This window comes from Polynucleobacter sp. (genome assembly GCF_018500155.2).
Lineage (GTDB): Bacteria > Pseudomonadota > Gammaproteobacteria > Burkholderiales > Burkholderiaceae > Polynucleobacter.
In genome coordinates this window covers 21,313-40,530 of record NZ_JAHBAK020000039.1, presented here as the reverse complement: position 1 = coordinate 40,530, position 19,218 = coordinate 21,313, and the positions used below count along the sequence as shown (strand labels likewise).

16 protein-coding genes and 1 riboswitch are annotated in these 19,218 nt (G+C 44.7%); of the genes, 13 read left to right on the top strand and 3 right to left on the bottom strand.

All coding sequences use genetic code 11. The features are described from left to right. Positions 1-4 precede the first annotated feature (4 nt). A complete protein-coding gene (locus tag KIH43_RS05220; protein ID WP_297718462.1) occupies positions 5-868 on the bottom strand; it encodes a lysophospholipid acyltransferase family protein in 864 nt (287 codons plus the stop codon). Positions 869-1,070: 202 nt separating this feature from the next. Here KIH43_RS05220 and metK point away from each other — a divergent pair, with 202 nt between their 5' ends. The 3 genes from metK to metF all read left to right on the top strand — a co-directional run bounded on the left by metK (position 1,071) and on the right by metF (position 4,792). Further along, complete coding sequence (gene metK, locus KIH43_RS05215; protein ID WP_173956573.1) at positions 1,071-2,237, top strand: methionine adenosyltransferase; 1,167 nt, start codon at positions 1,071-1,073, stop codon at positions 2,235-2,237. A gap of 84 nt (positions 2,238-2,321) precedes the next feature. Next, a riboswitch (S-adenosyl-L-homocysteine riboswitch) is annotated at positions 2,322-2,427 on the top strand. Between the two features lie 61 nt (positions 2,428-2,488). Continuing rightward, entirely contained in the window at positions 2,489-3,934 is a 1,446-nt protein-coding gene (gene ahcY / locus KIH43_RS05210) for an adenosylhomocysteinase (RefSeq protein ID WP_296967909.1), read from the top strand. Between the two features lie 30 nt (positions 3,935-3,964). Continuing rightward, a complete protein-coding gene (gene metF / locus KIH43_RS05205) occupies positions 3,965-4,792 on the top strand; it encodes a methylenetetrahydrofolate reductase [NAD(P)H] (RefSeq protein ID WP_297718457.1) in 828 nt (275 codons plus the stop codon). On the opposite strand, the gene KIH43_RS05200 is transcribed toward metF, so the two are convergent. After that, a complete protein-coding gene (locus tag KIH43_RS05200; protein WP_296967904.1) occupies positions 4,784-5,401 on the bottom strand; it encodes a 5-formyltetrahydrofolate cyclo-ligase in 618 nt (205 codons plus the stop codon). The genes metF and KIH43_RS05200 overlap by 9 nt on opposite strands. A gap of 95 nt (positions 5,402-5,496) precedes the next feature. On the opposite strand from KIH43_RS05200, the gene KIH43_RS05195 reads away from it, so the two are divergent. From KIH43_RS05195 to KIH43_RS05185, 3 genes are read left to right on the top strand one after another with little or no spacing between them, the layout of a single operon-like run. Then, positions 5,497-7,455, top strand: coding sequence for a lytic transglycosylase domain-containing protein (locus tag KIH43_RS05195; protein WP_297718454.1), 1,959 nt, complete (start codon positions 5,497-5,499; stop codon positions 7,453-7,455). A gap of 19 nt (positions 7,456-7,474) precedes the next feature. After that, positions 7,475-8,380 (top strand): complex I NDUFA9 subunit family protein, encoded by a 906-nt coding sequence (locus tag KIH43_RS05190; protein ID WP_297718451.1) that lies wholly within the window; start codon positions 7,475-7,477, stop codon positions 8,378-8,380. Positions 8,381-8,382: 2 nt separating this feature from the next. Further along, positions 8,383-9,507, top strand: coding sequence for a polynucleotide adenylyltransferase (locus KIH43_RS05185; RefSeq protein WP_297718447.1), 1,125 nt, complete (start codon positions 8,383-8,385; stop codon positions 9,505-9,507). 3 nt (positions 9,508-9,510) lie between these two features. On the opposite strand, the gene KIH43_RS05180 is transcribed toward KIH43_RS05185, so the two are convergent. Further along, the gene (locus KIH43_RS05180; RefSeq protein WP_297718445.1) at positions 9,511-10,698 is read right to left on the bottom strand and encodes an SAM-dependent methyltransferase; all 1,188 of its coding nucleotides are present in this window, start codon (positions 10,696-10,698) and stop codon (positions 9,511-9,513) included. A gap of 25 nt (positions 10,699-10,723) precedes the next feature. Here KIH43_RS05180 and KIH43_RS05175 point away from each other — a divergent pair, with 25 nt between their 5' ends. The 7 genes from KIH43_RS05175 (at position 10,724) to KIH43_RS05145 (ending at position 19,217) form a co-directional block, all read left to right on the top strand. Next, positions 10,724-11,533, top strand: a complete 810-nt coding sequence (locus tag KIH43_RS05175) for an SDR family oxidoreductase (protein ID WP_297718442.1) — start codon at positions 10,724-10,726, stop codon at positions 11,531-11,533. A gap of 16 nt (positions 11,534-11,549) precedes the next feature. Beyond that, positions 11,550-11,945, top strand: a complete 396-nt coding sequence (locus tag KIH43_RS05170; protein ID WP_296967894.1) for a dihydroneopterin aldolase — start codon at positions 11,550-11,552, stop codon at positions 11,943-11,945. Positions 11,946-11,969: 24 nt separating this feature from the next. Next, the gene (gene ttcA / locus KIH43_RS05165) at positions 11,970-12,878 is read left to right on the top strand and encodes a tRNA 2-thiocytidine(32) synthetase TtcA (RefSeq protein WP_297718438.1); all 909 of its coding nucleotides are present in this window, start codon (positions 11,970-11,972) and stop codon (positions 12,876-12,878) included. Then, the gene (glmU, locus tag KIH43_RS05160; protein ID WP_297718435.1) at positions 12,875-14,401 is read left to right on the top strand and encodes a bifunctional UDP-N-acetylglucosamine diphosphorylase/glucosamine-1-phosphate N-acetyltransferase GlmU; all 1,527 of its coding nucleotides are present in this window, start codon (positions 12,875-12,877) and stop codon (positions 14,399-14,401) included. Before ttcA ends, glmU begins: the two co-directional genes overlap by 4 nt. Beyond that, a complete protein-coding gene (gene glmS, locus KIH43_RS05155; protein ID WP_296967888.1) occupies positions 14,401-16,233 on the top strand; it encodes a glutamine--fructose-6-phosphate transaminase (isomerizing) in 1,833 nt (610 codons plus the stop codon). Before glmU ends, glmS begins: the two co-directional genes overlap by 1 nt. Positions 16,234-16,366: 133 nt before the next feature. After that, on the top strand, positions 16,367-17,908 hold the full coding sequence (locus KIH43_RS05150; protein WP_297718432.1) for an efflux transporter outer membrane subunit: 1,542 nt from the start codon (positions 16,367-16,369) through the stop codon (positions 17,906-17,908). Between the two features lie 169 nt (positions 17,909-18,077). Then, positions 18,078-19,217, top strand: coding sequence for an efflux RND transporter periplasmic adaptor subunit (locus KIH43_RS05145; RefSeq protein WP_296967973.1), 1,140 nt, complete (start codon positions 18,078-18,080; stop codon positions 19,215-19,217). Position 19,218: the final 1 nt, after the last annotated feature.

Here is a 19,218-nt window from a genome sequence, read left to right as displayed (position 1 = left end):
ATAGTTACTGAGCGTTAGGCGGCAATTCTGCTCCAGCTGGATGCTTGTAGCGGTTGTATGACCAAATGAATTGTTCTGGTGCAACGAGGACTGCATTTTCAATCGCAGTATTTAATTGTGCGGCTGCCAAAGTAGCATCTTCAGGAAATGGCGCCAGTCTATTTGCTTGCATCAACCAGCCCTCACCCAGTGACTTGCGCTTGGCTGTGAACATGACTACTGGCGTATTGTTGCGATTGGCAAGCCTTGCGGGAAGAGGCGTGGTGTAGGCAGGTCTACCAAAGAAAGGCACCCATACTCCTTCTCCTCCGCTGGGAACTTGGTCTGGAAGAATCCCGATGGCTTCACCGCGTGTCAACGCTCTTGTCATTTGACGTACGCCATTGAGGTTGGTGGGAACAAAATGCATATTGGGATAAGCGCGCCCTTCTTCAACGACTTCATTAAGCCATTGTTGGCGAGAGGGCCGATACAAAATAGTAGCTGGAAAATGTTGCGCTAGGACCCTTGGAATAATTTCAAAGCCACCAAGATGTGGGGTTAGCATGACTAACCCATGCCCCTCCTTAATGGCAGATTCAACGACGTCCCAATTTTGTATTTCAACTAATTGCAAAGCCTTGTTTGGGTTTCTCCAAATCCATAGGCTGTCGGAAAACAGCATGCCCGATGCTCTTACTGCTTTCCATAGTTGAAAAGGTAGATGATGAATTTTTGTGACAGACTCATACTGAGGTCTAAAGAGAGATCGATAGTGGCTAGAGCCCACATAGGCGAGAAGACCCAACAATGCACCAAACGCCTGCACTACCGAGAGAGGCATTGCTGCAATGCTATTAAGGCTAATTTTGAGTAGGGTTTTTCGCACCCCCCAATGATATTCAATGCCGCTGTATTGACCAAATTTATGGGTGTCTTGGTGAATTTGGCTTTTTTCAGATAAAATCGATGTATCGCTGAGTTAAGACAACTTGCAGGGCGATTCAAAAATTCTGCTAAAGCGTCGCCGTTGTAGTTCCAGGCACGTCGAGTTGTCCTATAGATCGTGTTAATTTTTAAAGGAATATGCAATGGCAAATGATTACTTCTTTACCTCAGAGTCAGTCTCTGAAGGTCACCCCGATAAAGTAGCGGACCAAATCTCAGATTCAATTTTGGATGCCATCTTGGCCCAAGATCCTACTGCACGCGTTGCTGCAGAAACCTTATGTAATACCGGTCTGGTAGTGCTCGCAGGAGAAATTACTACCAATGCAAACGTAGATTACATACAAGTGGCACGCAATACTTTGCGTGAAATTGGTTACGACAATACTGCTTATGGCATCGACTACAAAGGTTGTGCAGTCCTGGTGGCTTATGACAAGCAAAGTCCAGACATTGCCCAAGGTGTTGATAAGGCTCATGACGATGGCCTAGACCAAGGTGCTGGTGACCAAGGTTTAATGTTTGGTTACGCTTGTGATGAAACGGCGGAACTCATGCCACTACCGATCCATTTGTCACACCGTTTGGTTGAGCGTCAATCACAGCTGCGTCGTGATGGACGTCTAACTTGGTTGCGCCCAGATGCGAAGTCACAAGTTACTCTGCGTTATGTAGATGGCAAGCCTGACTCAATAGATACCGTTGTTTTGTCTACCCAACATGATGAAGATATCTCCTTGGAAAAATTGCGTGAAGCGGTAGTTGAAGAAATCATCAAACCTGTATTACCTAAACATTTGATTAAGGGCGCAATTAACTTCTTGGTAAATCCAACAGGTCGTTTTGTGATTGGCGGTCCACAAGGTGATTGTGGCTTGACTGGTCGCAAAATTATTGTGGATACCTATGGCGGCGCAGCTCCTCATGGTGGCGGTGCATTCTCAGGCAAAGATCCTTCAAAAGTGGACCGCTCTGCTGCCTATGCAGGACGTTATGTAGCTAAGAACGTAGTAGCTGCAGGTTTAGCAAGCAAATGCTTGATTCAGATTTCTTATGCAATTGGTGTTGCAAAACCTACATCAGTGATGGTGAGTACTTTTGGTACTGGCAAGATCTCTGATGAAAAGATTGCGCAATTGGTGTCTGAGCACTTTGATTTGCGTCCAAAAGGTATTGTGAAGATGCTGAATTTATTGCGTCCGATTTATCGGAAAACTGCAGCTTACGGCCACTTTGGACGTGAAGAGCCAGAATTTACCTGGGAGCAGACTGATAAAGCGGCTGCATTACGTGCAGCAGCAGGTCTTTAAGCATTTAAGGGTGTTCTAAGGCCCTTAGAAGTGGTTTTGTAGTTAAAAGGCGAAATATGGCGTAATTGTTTACAATTACGCCATACCTTCAAGGAGCGTTGCAAGGAATGTTAATCTTCAATATTTCCCCAGGCTTGAAGGGAGTGATTTTCGAAATGGAAATTGCTAATTGCAACTGCGCTCGCTAACCCATGATTCAACGGCTAGCGAGTTTGTACTCCAGCATTGGATCGTATTTAGCTGGAGCATTCATGAATACCGTTACTGACTTAAAAAACTTTGTAGCAACTCGTTGCGCAATTGCTGATATTTCATTGGCTGACTTTGGCCGCAAAGAGATCGCCATTGCTGAAACTGAGATGCCGGGCTTAATCGCTATTCGCGATGAGTTTGCAGCACAACAGCCCCTACGTGGCGCGCGGATTACTGGTTCATTGCATATGACCATTCAGACTGCAGTATTAATCGAGACCCTCGAGGCTCTTGGTGCAGAAGTGCAATGGGCGTCTTGCAATATTTTCTCAACCCAAGATCATGCTGCAGCAGCTATTGCCGCTAATGGCACCCCTGTATACGCAATTAAAGGCGAAACACTGGAACAGTATTGGGACTTCACTCATCGCATTTTTGAATGGGCTGATGGCGGTTATACCAATATGATTTTGGATGACGGTGGCGATGCTACTTTGTTGTTGCATCTTGGCGCCCGTGCTGAGAAAGATCAAGCTTGTTTAAATCACCCTACTAGCGAAGAAGAAACTATTCTTTTTGCAGCGATCAAGAAAAAACTAGCAGAAGATCCAACTTGGTATTCCACACGCTTGGAAAAAGTGAAGGGCGTTACTGAAGAGACCACTACAGGCGTACACCGTCTCTACCAAATGTTTGCTAAAGGTGAATTAAAGTTCCCAGCGATTAACGTGAATGACTCAGTAACTAAGAGCAAGTTTGATAACCTCTATGGTTGCCGCGAATCATTGGTTGACGCTATCAAGCGCGCAACGGATGTGATGGTGGCAGGTAAGGTTGCAGTCGTTTGCGGTTACGGTGATGTAGGTAAAGGCTCTGCACAGGCTCTACGTGCCCTGTCAGCCCAAGTTTGGGTTACTGAAATTGATCCAATCTGCGCCCTGCAAGCAGCCATGGAAGGCTATCGCGTCGTCACGATGGACTACGCGGCAGATAAAGCAGACATCTTTGTTTCAGCTACTGGTAACTACCATGTGATCACGCATGACCATATGGTGAAAATGAAAGATCAAGCAATCGTTTGTAATATTGGTCACTTTGATAATGAAATCGATGTAGCTGGTATTGAAAAGTACAAATGGGAAGAGATCAAACCTCAAGTTGATCATGTGATATTCCCAGCCACCAATGGTCAGCCTGAAAAGCGTTTAATCATTTTGGCTAAGGGCCGCCTTGTAAACCTCGGTTGTGGCACGGGTCACCCTTCTTATGTAATGAGCTCTTCATTTGCCAATCAAGTCATTGCGCAAATTGAGTTGTGGAATGCAGTGGGTACTAATAAATACCCAATCGGTGTTTACACCTTGCCAAAGCATTTGGATGAAAAGGTTGCACGCTTGCAGCTCAAGAAACTCAATGCCCAACTGACTGAATTGACTGATCAACAAGCCGCATATATTGGCGTAACGAAGGAAGGCCCATACAAGGCTGACCACTATCGTTATTAATCCAATTTATCTTTTATCAGGCCCAAAATCATGGAATTAAGCGTCGAGTTCTTTCCTCCAAAAACACCGGAAGGTGAGAATAAGTTGCATCTTGTGCGAGAGCGTTTCAGTGAAACGCTCAAGCCTTCGTTTTATTCCGTGACTTTTGGTGCCGGCGGTTCCACCCAATCTGGCACTCTTAAGGTGGTAAGTGATATTCATGCTGCTGGCGCTGTTGTTGCTCCCCACTTATCTTGCGTAGGTAGTTCGCGTGAAAGTGTGCGTGAAATGCTCAAGCAATATCAGACGCTTGGCGTAAAGCGTATTGTGGCTTTACGTGGTGATTTACCTTCTGGAATGGGTCAGTATGGTGAGTTCCATCACGCCAATGAATTAGTGGAATTTATCCGCTCTGAGACCGGTGATTGGTTTCATATTGATGTTGCTGCTTATCCGGAAACTCATCCGCAGGCAAAGTCGCCTGCAAGCGATGTTGATTTCTTTGTGCAGAAGATGAAAGCTGGTGCTAACTCCGCTGTTACACAGTATTTTTACAATAGTGATGCCTACTTTCGTTTTGTTGATGAGGCTTATGATTTGGGTGTTTCACAGCCAATCATTGCTGGCATCATGCCGATTACCAATAGCAGTCAATTGTTGCGCTTCTCCGATGCATGTGGCGCAGAGATTCCACGTTGGATAAGATTGCGTCTGCAGTCTTATGGCGATGATATTGCCTCAATACGTGCATTTGGCGAAGAAGTGGTAACGGATTTATGTGATCAACTTCTCACCGCTGGAGCCCCGGGTTTACATTTTTATTCTCTGAATCAGGCCGATGCTGTGCTTGCCATTGCCGAGAATTTGGATCTAACGTAGTAAGCCTGATTCAGTAATCAGGAAGTCTAGGGGCTCGTCGTGAGTTTGCGCAGCCCATTGACTGTCATCTAGTTTTTGCCAATCAAAGCCAATACCAATGCAAATGAGATTGGGATTTTTTTGGCGGAGCGTGGAAAGTGTGCGGTCAAAATAGCCGCCACCGTAGCCTAGGCGCCAATAATACGTTTTGTCATTCGCAGTCGAGCTCGACCATCCCACGCAAGGAATCAAGATGCAGTCAGGATGTATTGCAGGCCTAGCTATATTGCTAGGATCTGGCTCCGGTATCCCGTATTCGCTTGGAACCAAGCTATCACCTTCTTGCCATTCATAGAAATCAAGATGTTTGTCTGGGCGAGCTACAGGAAGTGCTAGCAGTCGCCCAATAGCGCTTTTCGCCCAGATCGATAAAGCAGGGCGTAAATCGATTTCGTCTTGAATAGGCCAGTACAGCGCAATCGACCTAAAAGCTGCACCCTCCTTTACCAAAAAATTATTCAGACTGGCTATAAGAGCGGCAGATGCTTGCGAGTAATTCGCCCCAACCGCAAAATCTTTGCGTTGTTTTAATAATTCTTGGCGAAGTGTTTTTACTGAATTCCCGTGCATATCGACCATTATCAGGTGAAAATTAACAAATATAGTAATTAACTTAGTGACCAAGCGTAATTTGAGCGCTTGGCTGATTGATACAGGGTTAGATAGTGAGAAAGAAGTTAAAAAATAGCGCAGTTTTCCGATGGACCAAAGTCATGATGTTGGGTCTTGCCTTACTCATGTCATCGGCCTATGCAGAAAAAACAAAGAAACCACATCTACCAAAGTCGTATGAAAGCAAAGTGGCTCCTCCAGAGATTAATGACACTGATCGGATGTTTATCGACTTACGAGAGGCTGCTAAAAAGAATGATGTTTTTCGCACACAGCAATTAGCATCGAATTTAGTGAACTACCCCTTTGATGATTATGTGGCGTACTTTCGGATTAAGCCTCAGCTCTTTGATAGTGCTGGTGGTGCTCGTAATGATTACAGTGCTGATGCACAAGTAGTCGCATTTTTAAATCAGTACCAAGGTACTGCCCTAGCCGATCGTTTACGCAATGACTGGCTCCTTGTATTGGGAAAAAGAAAAGACTGGTCGCGTTTTGATGCTGAATATGCCAAGTTTGTTTTGGATGACGATACGCAAGTGAAATGCTATTCATTACTATCAAAGTTATCGCAAGGTGAAAACCCAACAAAGCTAGCTGTTGATGCGCGTTCAATATTGTTAGACCCCAGTTATTTTGGTCAAGCATGCCAAGAATTAGTGCCTGCATTGGTGGCAGCTGGGGGTATGACCCCAAGTGAAGCAAAAGCAATCGGACGTGCTGCTAGTGAAAGAGGTTTTGACACTATGGCTAAGCGCTTAGGCGGCGATGATCCTATTGGGGAAATAGTCAAAGTTGCCAAAACAGACCCATCAAAAGCATATCGAGACTTTCTGCAAACATCATCGCGTTATAGCAAAGAAAATCAAGCGGTTGCTTGGGGTGTCATAGGTCAATTTTTGGCTAAAAAATTAGATCCCAATGCCGATGACGCCTATCGTTTCCAGCAAGAACTTGGTTATAACGAATTGCTCTCAGTGGAATCGCAAGAGTGGAAGGTGCGCGCCGGCTTGCGGGCTAAAGATTGGACTCTTGTTAAAAATGCGATTGATGGCATGAACCCCGTTGTGCGCGCAAAAGATCCCGCATGGACTTATTGGTATGGTCGTGCTCTCAAGGCTGAGGGTCAGGAGGCAAAAGCAAAAGATAGTTTTGAAATGATTGCAGACCAATACAACTTTTATGGTCAGTTGGCTCGAGAAGAGTTGGGAAAATCAAATCATGCGCCAGCTCGTACTAAGGTGACTGAGCAAGAGATTGATGCAATGGCAACGCGTAAAGGGTTCATAAGGGGAGAACGCTTATATGCGATGAACTTACGTTTTGAAGGTAATCGTGAGTGGAATTGGGAGTTGCGCAATATGACCGATCGGCAGTTGTTAGCCGCCGCTGAATACGCAAAGCGAATCAATTTGTATGATCGGGTGGTCAATACTGCTGATCGCACCAAGCAAGAGCATGATTTTCATCTGCGCTACCCCACTCCATTTCGTGAGGAGCTCTCACCCATTGCAAGGCAAATTGATCTGAATCTTGCCTGGGCATATGGCTTGATACGTCAAGAGTCTCGCTTCATTATGAATGCATCCTCTTCGGTTGGCGCATCGGGTTTGATGCAAGTGATGCCCAATACTGCTAAATATGTAGCTAAGAAAATAGGAATGACCAATTACACCAACGATAAGCTTAGCGATACCAATACCAATTTGACCCTAGGAAGTAACTATCTCAATATGGTTTTAATAGATTTAGATGGTTCTTGGGTATTGGCATCGGCCGCTTATAACGCAGGCCCATCTCGCTCAAAGGCTTGGCGCGAAAAGCTCACAAGCCCTACAGAGGGGGCAATATTTGCAGAAACAATTCCTTTCAATGAAACGCGTACTTATGTAAAAAATGTATTGTCAAATGCAAATTACTATTCATCGGTGATGAACGGACAGGTGCAATCATTGAAACAGCGATTGGGCATCATCTCGCCAAAAACTGCTACACCATCTGAATTACCTTAGAGGCAATAACGGGGAAAACATGCAATATGACATTTTGTTGATTGGTGGCAATGGATTTGTTGGACGTGCTTTAGCGGCGCAACTGCAGCTTGCTGGATATTCTGTATTGATTCCGAGTAGTCATCCTGCAATGGGGCGCGAATTGCGCATGCTACCCAAAGTGCATATTGAAGAGGCTGATGTTCATGATTTTGACGAGCTGCAGTCTCTCTGCGCTCGTGTAAAGCCCGGTGGTGCAGTGATCAATTTAGTAGGCGTGTTGCACGATAGGCCTGCACAGCCCTATGGCAAGATCTTTAAAGCCGCGCATGTGGATCTTCCTAAAAATATTATGACTGCAATGCAAATGCATGGCCTTAAGCGTTACTTGCACATGAGTGCCCTTGGTGCTAATTCAAATGGCCCTTCAATGTATCAGCGTAGCAAAGGAGACGGGGAGGCTGCTGTAAAGGCAAGCGATTTAGATTGGACAATCTTTAGGCCATCAGTAATTTTTGGTGCGCAGGATCAATTCATCAATCTATTTGCCAAGCTCACAAAATTATTTCCTGCGATGCCTTTGGCGAATCACCAAGCTCAGTTTCAGCCGGTGGGTGTTGAAGATGTAGCAACAGCATTTGTAAAGTCGTTAACCATGCCAAAAACCATTCATCAATCCTATGATTTGGTGGGCACTAAAATTTATACAATGCGAGAGATTGTGGAATTGGCGGCGCGCAAAGCTAAAACCACTTGCGCCATTATTCCTGTGCCTGCGTTTGTGGGGTATCTCCAAGCATTGGCTTTTGAGTTTTTGCCGGGGCCTACTTTGATGTCTCGCGACAATATTGCATCAATGCAGCTACCTAACGTTTTGCCGGCCAATGGAATTGATGCCCTTGGCGAGGTTTTTAAAATCAGTCGACGTAGTCTAGAAGGCATCTAGCAATGAAAATTTATGCCGTTGGCGGCGCAATTAGAGATTCCTTAATGGGTCTACCTATGCACGATATTGATTACGTGGTGGTGGGTTCAAGTGTTGAGGAAATGCTTGCCAAAGGCTTTCGTCCTGTAGGAAAAGATTTCCCAGTTTTTCTACACCCAATTACTCAAGCTGAATATGCATTGGCGCGAACTGAGCGCAAAACTGGAAAGGGTTATAAAGGATTTCACTTTTATGCTGACCCTTCGGTGACTCTTGAGCAAGACTTGCAGCGACGTGATTTAACGATTAATGCGATGGCTCAAGAGGTAGCTGCTGATGGAAAATTGATTGGTCCTATCTTAGATCCTTATAACGGGCAACAAGACTTAGCCGCCAAAATATTTCGACATGTATCCGATGCATTTGCAGAGGATCCTTTGCGCCTCTTGCGAATTGCGCGATTTGCGGCACGGTTCCCTGAATTTATTGTGGCAGACGAGACCATGCTTGCCTTAAAGGCGATCGTTCAAGCGGGCGAGTTAAATGTTTTATCTCCTGAACGTATATGGCAAGAGCTCGCAAAGGGGTTGGTAGCTAAAAAACCGATGCATATGTTTCAGGTGTTGCTCGATACCGGCGCATCAAAAGATATGCTGCCGTTGCAATTAAGCGAGCAGTTAGCCAATGAAAGCTTTCGGCAGAAGTTAATGACCCATTTGGATGAAGCTGGTAATCATTTGGATGAGCGCTGTGCAGCTCTTCTTATGCAGTTACCTGCGAGCGTAATACGATCATGGGCAGAATGTGTTCGAATGCCGATAGAGACCCGTGATTTCAGTGAAATCTTTTGCGAATTGACAACATTAATCAACAAGAGTCAGGAATCATTTCAGGCAGTTGATGTTTTGGCTTGGTTTAATAGAGCGGATGTTTGGCGTAAACCTGAACGTGGACAAGCGCTTCTCAATCTTGCTCAAAAGATGGGATTTCATGTTTCATCTTTGATTCGGGCAATGCGCGATGCTCAGGCGCTCAATACTGCTGATGTGATTGCTGGTGTTGCGGCGCAGGATCGCTCCAATGGTGAGCGGATAGGCAGCGCTTTTGAGGTGGCTCGCCTAGCAGCAATATCTGCAGCGTTGGGCTAATACCTAAAGTCGATTTCTACCGCGTAATCCTGGTAGATCCTGTAAAGACATTCCTGGCAATAATGGTTTTAAATTCTTTGAAAACGCAAAGGCTTTAAATAGCTCACCCATTTCTGCCTCGGATAGTAATTTTTGTAATGCATTAGATATTGGTAAAAAAGTTTCCGGATTACTTGGGTCACCGATTTCAAGTGCAATATCTCCAATGCCGGCATCTAATAAATATCCTGCTTGATTGGTAAGAAATACATCATCTGTATTTTCTGCAAGAGCGCTTTGAGCGATTTGCAACCACTCCACATGCGTTGTGAGATCGCACAGGCCGGGTAAATAAAACGGATCTTGAATGGCGTGGTGACGGTGATGCGCCATCAGCGTACCTTGCAAACGCTGTGGATGGTAATACTCGTTCTCTGGGAAGCCATAATCAAAGCTTAAAAATAATCCAGTATGTAATTGCTTGGCAACGTGATGCATCCAGGCATTCGCCGGGGCATGTAGTTCAGTAATATAGCCCTCAGAAAAATTTCCATCTAATAGTGCTTTTGGTAATAACTTTTGATCAACCGGCGATCCTACTCTCCAAATGAGTTGACTATTCTCAATTGCAACACCATGCCAATACCAAAAGCCATTTTGATAAATCACCATGTCACAAGGTATTGCATCAATTACTTCATTTGCCAGAATGATGCCTTTGTAATTTTTCGGTAACTCACTGAGCCATTCACACTGTGTTGGACTGTGAATTTGCTCAATGGTTTTAGTCATTCGCTCTTGTTGGCGCTGTGCTAAGTCTGGAGAGATCTCGATGATGTCGTAGCGATCCAATACAAAACCAAGATCTTGAAGTCGTGTCAGGATGGAGGTGGCTAATTTGCCGGTTCCAGCACCAAATTCTAAAATTTGCGTGGGTAATCCATTTGCCCTCAGTCCATCGAGTACTGGTATTAGCGTGGAGCAAATCGCTGCGCCAAACAAGGGGCTTAGCTCAGGGGCGGTTGTAAAGTCTCCGCCGGGCCCTAGCTTATGAGCCCCTGCACTGTAATAACCCATGCCTGGTTCATAGAGGGCCATTTCCATGTAGCGAGAAAAGGGCATCCAACCCCCTTGGGAGGCGATTTGTGCTGCTATTTTGGCCTTTAGAAGCTCGCTGTGCTCTTTTTCTAGGCTGGTCAAGGTAATATCCATACCTCGCTAGTCTAAGAGAATTTAATTGAACCCCAGTTCAAATACCCCCTCCCGGAAAAATAAGGCAGTTTTGGTCACCGGCGCCGCCAAGCGCCTTGGTCGGGAAATTGCCTTGCAATTTGCTCGCGAGGGCTGGGATGTGGCTGTTCACTACGGGCAATCAGTAACTGAAGCTTCTGATACCGTTAAAGAAATTCTGGCTTTAGGAGTAAGGTCCGTTGCCTTTCAGGCAAATCTAACGAATGAATCTGCAGTGCAACAGCTTTTTGCAGTGGTAACCAAAGAATTTGCGAACCTGCATTGTTTGGTAAATAGCGCCTCCATTTTTGAATACGATCGCGCAAATTCAGAAAAGCAACTCAGCAGCCATAGTTTGCAATCTCATATGCAGGTGAATTTAACTGCGCCCATACTGCTTGCACAGCTCATGTTTGATTATCAAAAATCACAACAACGTTCTATTGAAAATATTCCAAGTGTGATTCAGTTGCTTGATCAAAAATTAATTAATCTCAATCCTGATTATTTGTCTTACACACTTTCAAAAGCTGCACTAGCAACCTCGGTAGAAGTTTTAGCAATGGACTTTGCGCCTACCCTGAGAGTGATTGGTTTGGCTCCTGGCATTTCATTGCCATCAGGTAATCAAACGGATGATGGATTTGCTAAAGCTCATCAAATGACACCGCTGGGTAAATCTTCTACCCCGCTTGATGTTGCAAAGGCCGCGGTGTTTTTAGCCAATGCCAATGCAATCACTGGAACAACCTTGTTTGTGGATGGTGGCCAACATCTTCTACCTTCGTCACGCGATGTGATGTTTAAAACAAACTAATACCCCTAAGTTCATCATGCATGCCATTCTTTCTCATCCAGCCCTAATTGATTGTCGTCGTTTATTTTTACGCGACTATGAGATCTACATCAATATCGGAGTACATGATTTTGAGAAAAAAGCTGAGCAACGCGTCATTCTCAATGTCGACTTATATGTGCCACTTGCAGTGAATACACCTACTCATGATCAGCTCGATGAAGTAGTTGACTACGATTTCATGCGTGAAACGATTAAGGAGCGCGCTTCACGGGGACACATTCAATTGCAAGAAACTTTTTGCGACGATATTGTGACTGCTATGTTGCAGCACCCAAAAGTCTTAGCAGCCAGAGTGAGTACCTCAAAGCCTGATGTATACCCAGATTGCTATTCTGTAGGGGTTGAAGTGTTTCGCATGAAACAGGTCTAAAAGATCCAGAAGAATTAAATTGTTATGGGCGATATTCGTAAAGTCATTTTTGAAGAAAATAAGTTAGAGAAAAAACTTTGTCGTTTAGTTGGTCAAGCCATTGGTGATTTTGGAATGATCGAGGATGGCGATAAGGTAATGGTGTGCGTATCTGGTGGTAAAGATAGTTATGCCATGCTGGATATCTTGATGAAGCTGCGTGAGCGTGCGCCGATTAACTTCGAAATTGTTGCGGTCAACTTAGATCAAAAGCAACCTAATTTTCCAGCCGAAGTATTGCCTAACTACCTTAAGAGTTTGGACATTCCTTTTCACATAGAGGAGCAAGATACCTACAGCATTGTGAAGAGAGTTATTCCTGAAGGAAAAACAACCTGCGGGCTTTGCTCTCGCCTACGTCGAGGTATTTTGTATCGCGTTGCTGATGAGCTGGGTGCAACAAAGATTGCATTAGGACATCACCGTGATGACATTCTAGAAACTTTGATGCTCAATATGTTCTATGCGGGCAAGTTAAAAGGAATGCCCCCTAAATTACGGTCCGATGATGGCAAGCATATTGTGATTCGTCCACTTGCTTATGTTCCTGAAAAATTGCTTGAACGCTATGCGGGAGATATGAACTTTCCGATTATTCCGTGTGATCTTTGCGGCAGTCAGCCTAACTTGCAGCGACAAGTAATGAAAGAGATGTTGCGAGATTGGGAAAAAAAGCATCCAGGTCGTGTGGAGAATTTATTTCGCGCAATGCACCACATCGTTCCTTCCCATCTCATGGATACAGAAGCCTTTGATTTTCAAAATTTGGAAATTTCAACAGAGCTGACTGGAATTGCGGCCAGATCTGCTGGTGATAAGGCGATTGATGAGGTGGATTTAGATGAATTAGCTTGTGGAACTATGATTCAGGGGACTTATAATCCTCCTTTATGAATATCGTCATCTTGGCTGCGGGGCAAGGAAAGCGGATGAAATCTGCATTGCCCAAAGTCCTGCAAACTTTGGCAGGAAAGCCGCTCCTTCAGCATGTCTTGGAAACTGCCGTAAGCCTTCAAGGTAAGTCCTCTAAAAATGGCCCAGTAGTGGTGGTGGGACATGGCGCAGCCGAAGTGAAAGATTTTATTGCGGGCATCGCTAAATCCAATTCTGCATTTAATAAGGTCACCACTGCGTTACAAGCTGAGCAAAAAGGAACAGGTCATGCACTTTTACAAGCATTGCCTAAGCTCGATGTGAGTGTGCCTACTTTAGTGTTGTATGGAGATGTGCCCTTAACTACGCAGAAAACTTTAAACACGTTGGCTAAATTGGCTGATGGCGTCCGAGGTAAAGATTCTGCATTGGCCCTTCTCACACAGAACTTAAGCAATCCATTTGGATATGGGCGCATAGTTCGTGATACGGATGGCGCTGTAAAAGCCATTGTTGAAGAAAAAGATGCTTCATCTTCTCAAAAAGCGATTCAAGAGATTAATACTGGCATCATGGTGTTGCCGACACAATCTTTGAAAAAATGGCTAAAGTCTTTGCGCTCAAGCAACGCTCAAGGAGAGTATTACTTAACTGATGTGATCTCGATGGCTGTTCAAGATGGGGTGCCTATCCGCACCACTCAGGCTGATCAGGAGTATGAAACTGTTGGAGTGAATAGTCGCGATCAACTTGCCGCTCTTGAGCGTTTGCATCAACACAACATTGCAAAACAACTCATGGATGCAGGAGTATCGCTTGCGGATCCCGCGCGCATAGACGTGCGCGGCACTCTTGAGTGTGGCTCGGATGTATTTATCGATGTTGGATGTGTATTTGAAGGTTGTGTGACGCTGGCATCTGGTACGAAGGTTGGACCATACTGCGTTATTCGCAACAGTGTCATTGGTAAAAATGTTGCAATTCATGCTTATAGCCACCTAGATGGCGCTAAGGTTGGCAATCAATCTGTGATTGGCCCGTACGCACGTCTTCGTCCTGGTGCTGATTTATCAAACGATGTGCACATTGGTAATTTTGTTGAAGTAAAGAATAGCAAGATAGCGGCTAACAGCAAAGCCAATCACTTGGCATATGTTGGAGACTCTCTTGTTGGCTCTAGAGTCAATATTGGCGCAGGCACCATTACTTGTAACTACGATGGCGTGAACAAGCATCAAACCATCATAGAAGACGATGTATTTATTGGTTCAGATACTCAGCTAGTTGCACCAGTTCGAGTGCGCCGGGGTGCAACCTTGGGTGCCGGTACAACCTTGACCAAGGATGCGCCCGCAAATCAATTAACTGTCTCCAGAGCTAAGCAAGTTTCTTTGCAATGGCAGCGACCAGTTAAGCAAGAGAAAAAGTCTGCAACAAAGAAAGTGACGATTAAAAAATCGGTTTCCAAAAAATTAACTACTAAAAAGCCTGCAAAAAAAGCAATGAAGACTGCAAGCAAGGCAGTAGCGCGAGGTAAGAAGTAATGTGTGGCATTGTCGGGGCTGTATCTCGTAAAAATATTGTTGATGTTTTGGTAGAGGGATTGCGTCGCCTCGAGTATCGCGGCTATGACTCTTGTGGTTTTGCTGTGATTAATAGCGATGCTTCACAACATCCTATTCAAAGAGCGCGTACCACTGCCCGCGTATCTGAGCTTGCTGATCAAGCAAAAGATTTTCAAGGCACTCTAGGAATTGCTCATACCCGTTGGGCTACTCACGGTAAACCAGATACCCAAAATGCGCATCCACACATTTCAAATAATTTGATTGCGGTGGTTCATAACGGCATTATTGAAAATTATGAAGTGCTACGTTCTGAGTTAAAAGCCGTTGGTTATGAATTTACTTCTGAGACTGATACTGAGGTTATTGCCCACTTAATTCATCAGGAGTATAAAAATTCAGGGCAAAAAGATATTGCCCAATCCGTCAGGGCGGTATTGCCCAAGCTTCATGGTGCATATGCTATTGGTGTGATTGCCCAAGATAATCCCACCACTTTAGTGGGTGCTCGAGTAGGTTCGCCTTTAGTAATAGCACTTGGTGAAAAAGAAAATTTCTTAGCATCTGATGCACTTGCATTGGCTGGTCGCGCACACTCAATGATGTATTTAGAAGAAGGCGATGTTGCAGTTTTAAATGCAGATAGCGTAATAGTGGTTGATCAGGCTGGCCACTCTGCAAAACGCGAAGAAAAGCCAATGCCGGCTCAAGCAGATTCTGTTGATCTTGGCCCTTACCAGCATTACATGCAAAAGGAAATTTTTGAGCAGCCAAGAGCAATTGGAGACACTCTAACCAATATCACTTCGTTTGGGCCAGAGTTATTTGGCGCCAGCTCTAATGAGTGGAATGCATTTGATCAAATTTTAATTTTGGCTTGTGGAACGAGTTACTACTCTGCATGTGTTGCAAAGTATTGGTTAGAAGACATTGCCGGTATCCCGACGCAGGTTGAAATAGCTAGCGAATATCGCTATCGAACAACAGTACCAAACCCTAAGACTTTAATAGTAGTTGTTTCACAATCAGGCGAGACTGCAGACACTTTGGCTGCTTTGCGCCATGCTAAATCTCTTGGCCATCAATATACGCTTGCAGTCTGTAATGTTGCGAGTAGTGCGATGGTCCGTGAAACTAATTGGCATTTTTTAACTAAGGCAGGCGCTGAAATTGGCGTAGCTTCCACCAAAGCGTTTACGACTCAGTTGCTGGCGCTTTATCTTTTGGCCATTTCCATCGCTAAACGTTCAGGCAAAATTTCTGCTGAAAAAGAAAAAGACATTTTGCGTGAATTACGCCATTTGCCAAAAGCACTGCATGCGGTATTGGCTCTGGAGCCACAAATTATTGCCTGGAGCCATGCTTTTGCGAAATGTGAGAATGCGCTCTTTTTGGGAAGAGGGTTGCACTATCCGATTGCTTTAGAAGGCGCTTTAAAGCTCAAAGAAATTTCTTATATTCACGCCGAGGCTTATCCCGCAGGCGAGCTAAAGCATGGGCCTTTAGCGCTTGTAACGGATAAGATGCCGGTGGTGACCGTTGCGCCAAACGATGTGTTGTTGGAAAAGCTTAAATCCAATATGCAAGAGGTCAAAGCACGCGGTGGAAAGCTGTATGTTTTTGCTGATCAAGATACAGAAATTGTAAGTAGCGAAGGAATCAATGTGATTCGTCTGCCAGAGCACTACGGCAACTTATCCCCGATTCTCCATGTGGTTCCCCTGCAACTGCTGGCATACCATGTCGCTTGTGCGCGTGGCACTGATGTAGATAAGCCCCGAAACTTGGCAAAGAGCGTTACTGTCGAGTAAATTTTGACTTTAAGTCATTAAGCAATCTAGCGTACCCACTTCACGATATTAATCAGGCTGTTGCTAAGCCTGGAAGTCTTTTTTGTGTTCAAATAACTCTAATAAAGACCAAAGCAAATTCTATTTGTAATACATGTTGCACCCAAAAACGCACCGTCCCTCACATTTGCATCTCATTGCGCTAGTTTGCGTTGGTGTGATTTCTGGGTGTGCTGTTGGCCCTGATTTTAAGCAGCCTGATGCCCCTAAAACATCTTCTTATACAGAAGGCCCATTAACTAAAAAGTTGGCAACTGCTCCTGGGGTGCCTGGTGGCACAGACCAAGAATTTGTTGAGGGCGCAGATATTGAGGCGCAGTGGTGGGAGCTGTATAAATCGCCTGAGCTTGATACGCTGATTAAAAAGGCATTGCAACAAAATCCTAACCTTGGTGCAGCAGATGCTGCCTTGCGGGCTGCTCAAGAGAATGTCAATGCGCAAATTGGAGGACTGTATTTTCCTCAAATAGGGGTTGGTGCCAATGCTTCAAGGCAACTTCAGCCATCTGCTATTTACGGCTTACCCTATGGTTCTGATACCTATAACCTCTATAACACCTCAGTCAATGTCACTTACAAGCTCGATGTATTTGGTGGCGCAAGACGAGCGGTAGAGGGTGCAAGAGCGCAAGCTGAAGTTGCACAGTTTCAATTGGAGGGTGCCTATTTATCGCTAACAGCAAACGTTGTAACAGGCGCCGTCAGAGAAGCGGCATTGCGTGCGCAGATGCAAGCAACAGAAGAAATTCTCAAGGCACAAACTAATTTAGCTGAAGTCACAGAAAAGCAATTAGCGATTGGTACGGTATCAAAAGTAGATGTCACTTCTCAACGAACCTTAGTGTCTACTTCTCAAGTGGATTTAGTGAACTACGAACGTAACCTCGCTTTTGCACGCAATCAATTAGCAGTGCTTGTGGGTGAATTACCTAGTAACTCTGATATTGCAAAGTTTGATCTTAGTAAGCTGCATTTGCCAGAAAAATTACCCTTATCTGTGCCATCAAATTTAGTGCGTCAACGGCCCGATGTAAGAGCAGCAGAAGCACAATTAAAGGCGCAAAATGCCTTTGTTGGTGTGGCCACTGCAAATCTATTACCTCAATTTAATATCACTGGTTCCATTGGGTCTGCCGCCTTAACTTCAGCAGCTTTATTTGGACCTAATTCAGCACTTTGGGCATTGGGTGGAGGAATATTGCAACCTCTATTTCAAGGTGGACAATTATTGGCACAGCGTCGCGGCGCTATTGCTAATTATGAACAGGCAGCTTTTCAGTATCAAGCAACAGTGTTAAATGCTTTTCAAGAAGTGGCAAATGCATTGAGAGCGCTTGAGACTGGCGCGCAAGCACTGAAAGCGGCATCTGATGCTGAGCGTTATGCCTATGAAACATTAGATCTTGTGCAACAGCAATACAAATTAGGCACGGCGAGTTATTTAGCAGTGTTGTATTACCAAAATCAGTATCAACAGGCCAAAGTGAAATCCGTTGCTGCGCAAGCAACACGATTCTCAGATACCGCAGCATTATTTACTGCACTCGGCGGTGGCTGGTGGAATCGTGAAGGCCCTGCTTTTCAACCCAAATCCATAGCAAACAAAGAGCAAAATGAAACTTCTGGAAACAATTAAGAGCAAACTGATTGCTGCCATTATTGCCATCTGGGCGTGGATGAAGTTAAAGGCAGAGCAATGGAAATTGCGTGAAAAAGTCATTGCGCTATGGGAAAAAGCGAAAGCTTTCTATGCCCGCATGGGCGCCAAATGGCGCGGCACAAAGGCGTATGCCAAGCTGATGGCAATGGAGCCATTGCAACGTCGTATGACTGTTATGTTGTGTGGCGTTTTCTTATTGCTTGGATTGATTTTTGCATTTAATCAATTCAAAACGTTCATGATTAAGAATTTCATTGCAGGAATGGGGTTGCCGCCAGCAACCGTTTCTACGATGGTGGTGGCCACTTCAGAATGGCAACCAAAGTTGAGTAGCGTAGGTAACGTCCGTGCATTTAGAGGCGTTGAACTCAGTACGGAAATTGGTGGTCTGGTATTGTCTGTCCCAATTAAGTCAGGCCAAGACGTCAAAGAAGGTGATTTGCTGATTAAGTTAAATGATGCTTCCGATGTTGCGCAGCTCAATTCTCTAAAGGCAATGGCTGATCTTGCTAAAGTCATAAACGAGCGGGATAAGCAACAGCTTGCCATTCAAGCCATTAGTAAGAACGTCTTTGATACAAGCGCAGCTGACGCAAAGTCTAAGCAGGCACAGGTTGAAGCACAAACAGCCTTAGTTGCAAAGAAAAATTTAAAGGCACCGTTTAGTGGGCGCGTGGGGATCGTTTCTATTAATCCTGGTCAATATGTCAATCCCGGGGATAAGTTATTAACTTTGCAAACGCTTGATCCCATTTTTGTGGACTTTACATTACCGCAGAGCAATGCTGAGCAAATTCAAGTGGGTCAAGATGTTGAAGTAACAACAGACGCATTTAAGGATGCTAGCTTTTCAGGCAAGATTACTGCCGTAAGTCCTAAAGTTGATACCAACACTCGAAATATCCAGGTAGAGGCGCAACTAGCAAATCCGGATAAGAAAATTTTGCCTGGAATGTTTGCCAATGTGAACATTAAGTTAGGCGATCAAGTGAAGTTATTAACTTTGCCACAGACTGCCGTGACCTATAACCCATATGGCTCAACAGTATTTTTGGCCAAAGAGACTGGTAAGAAAGATAAACAAGGTAAGCCTGCGCTTGAGGCTCAGCAGGTCTTTGTCACCACGGGCAGCACGCGTGGTGATCAAGTAGCTATTCTCAAAGGTATTAATGAGGGTGATACGGTTGTTACAAGTGGTCAGCTCAAACTCAAGAATGGCACACCTTTAATTATTAACAACAAGGTGCAGCCTGCTAATTCACCTAATCCTAAGCCACAGGAATAAA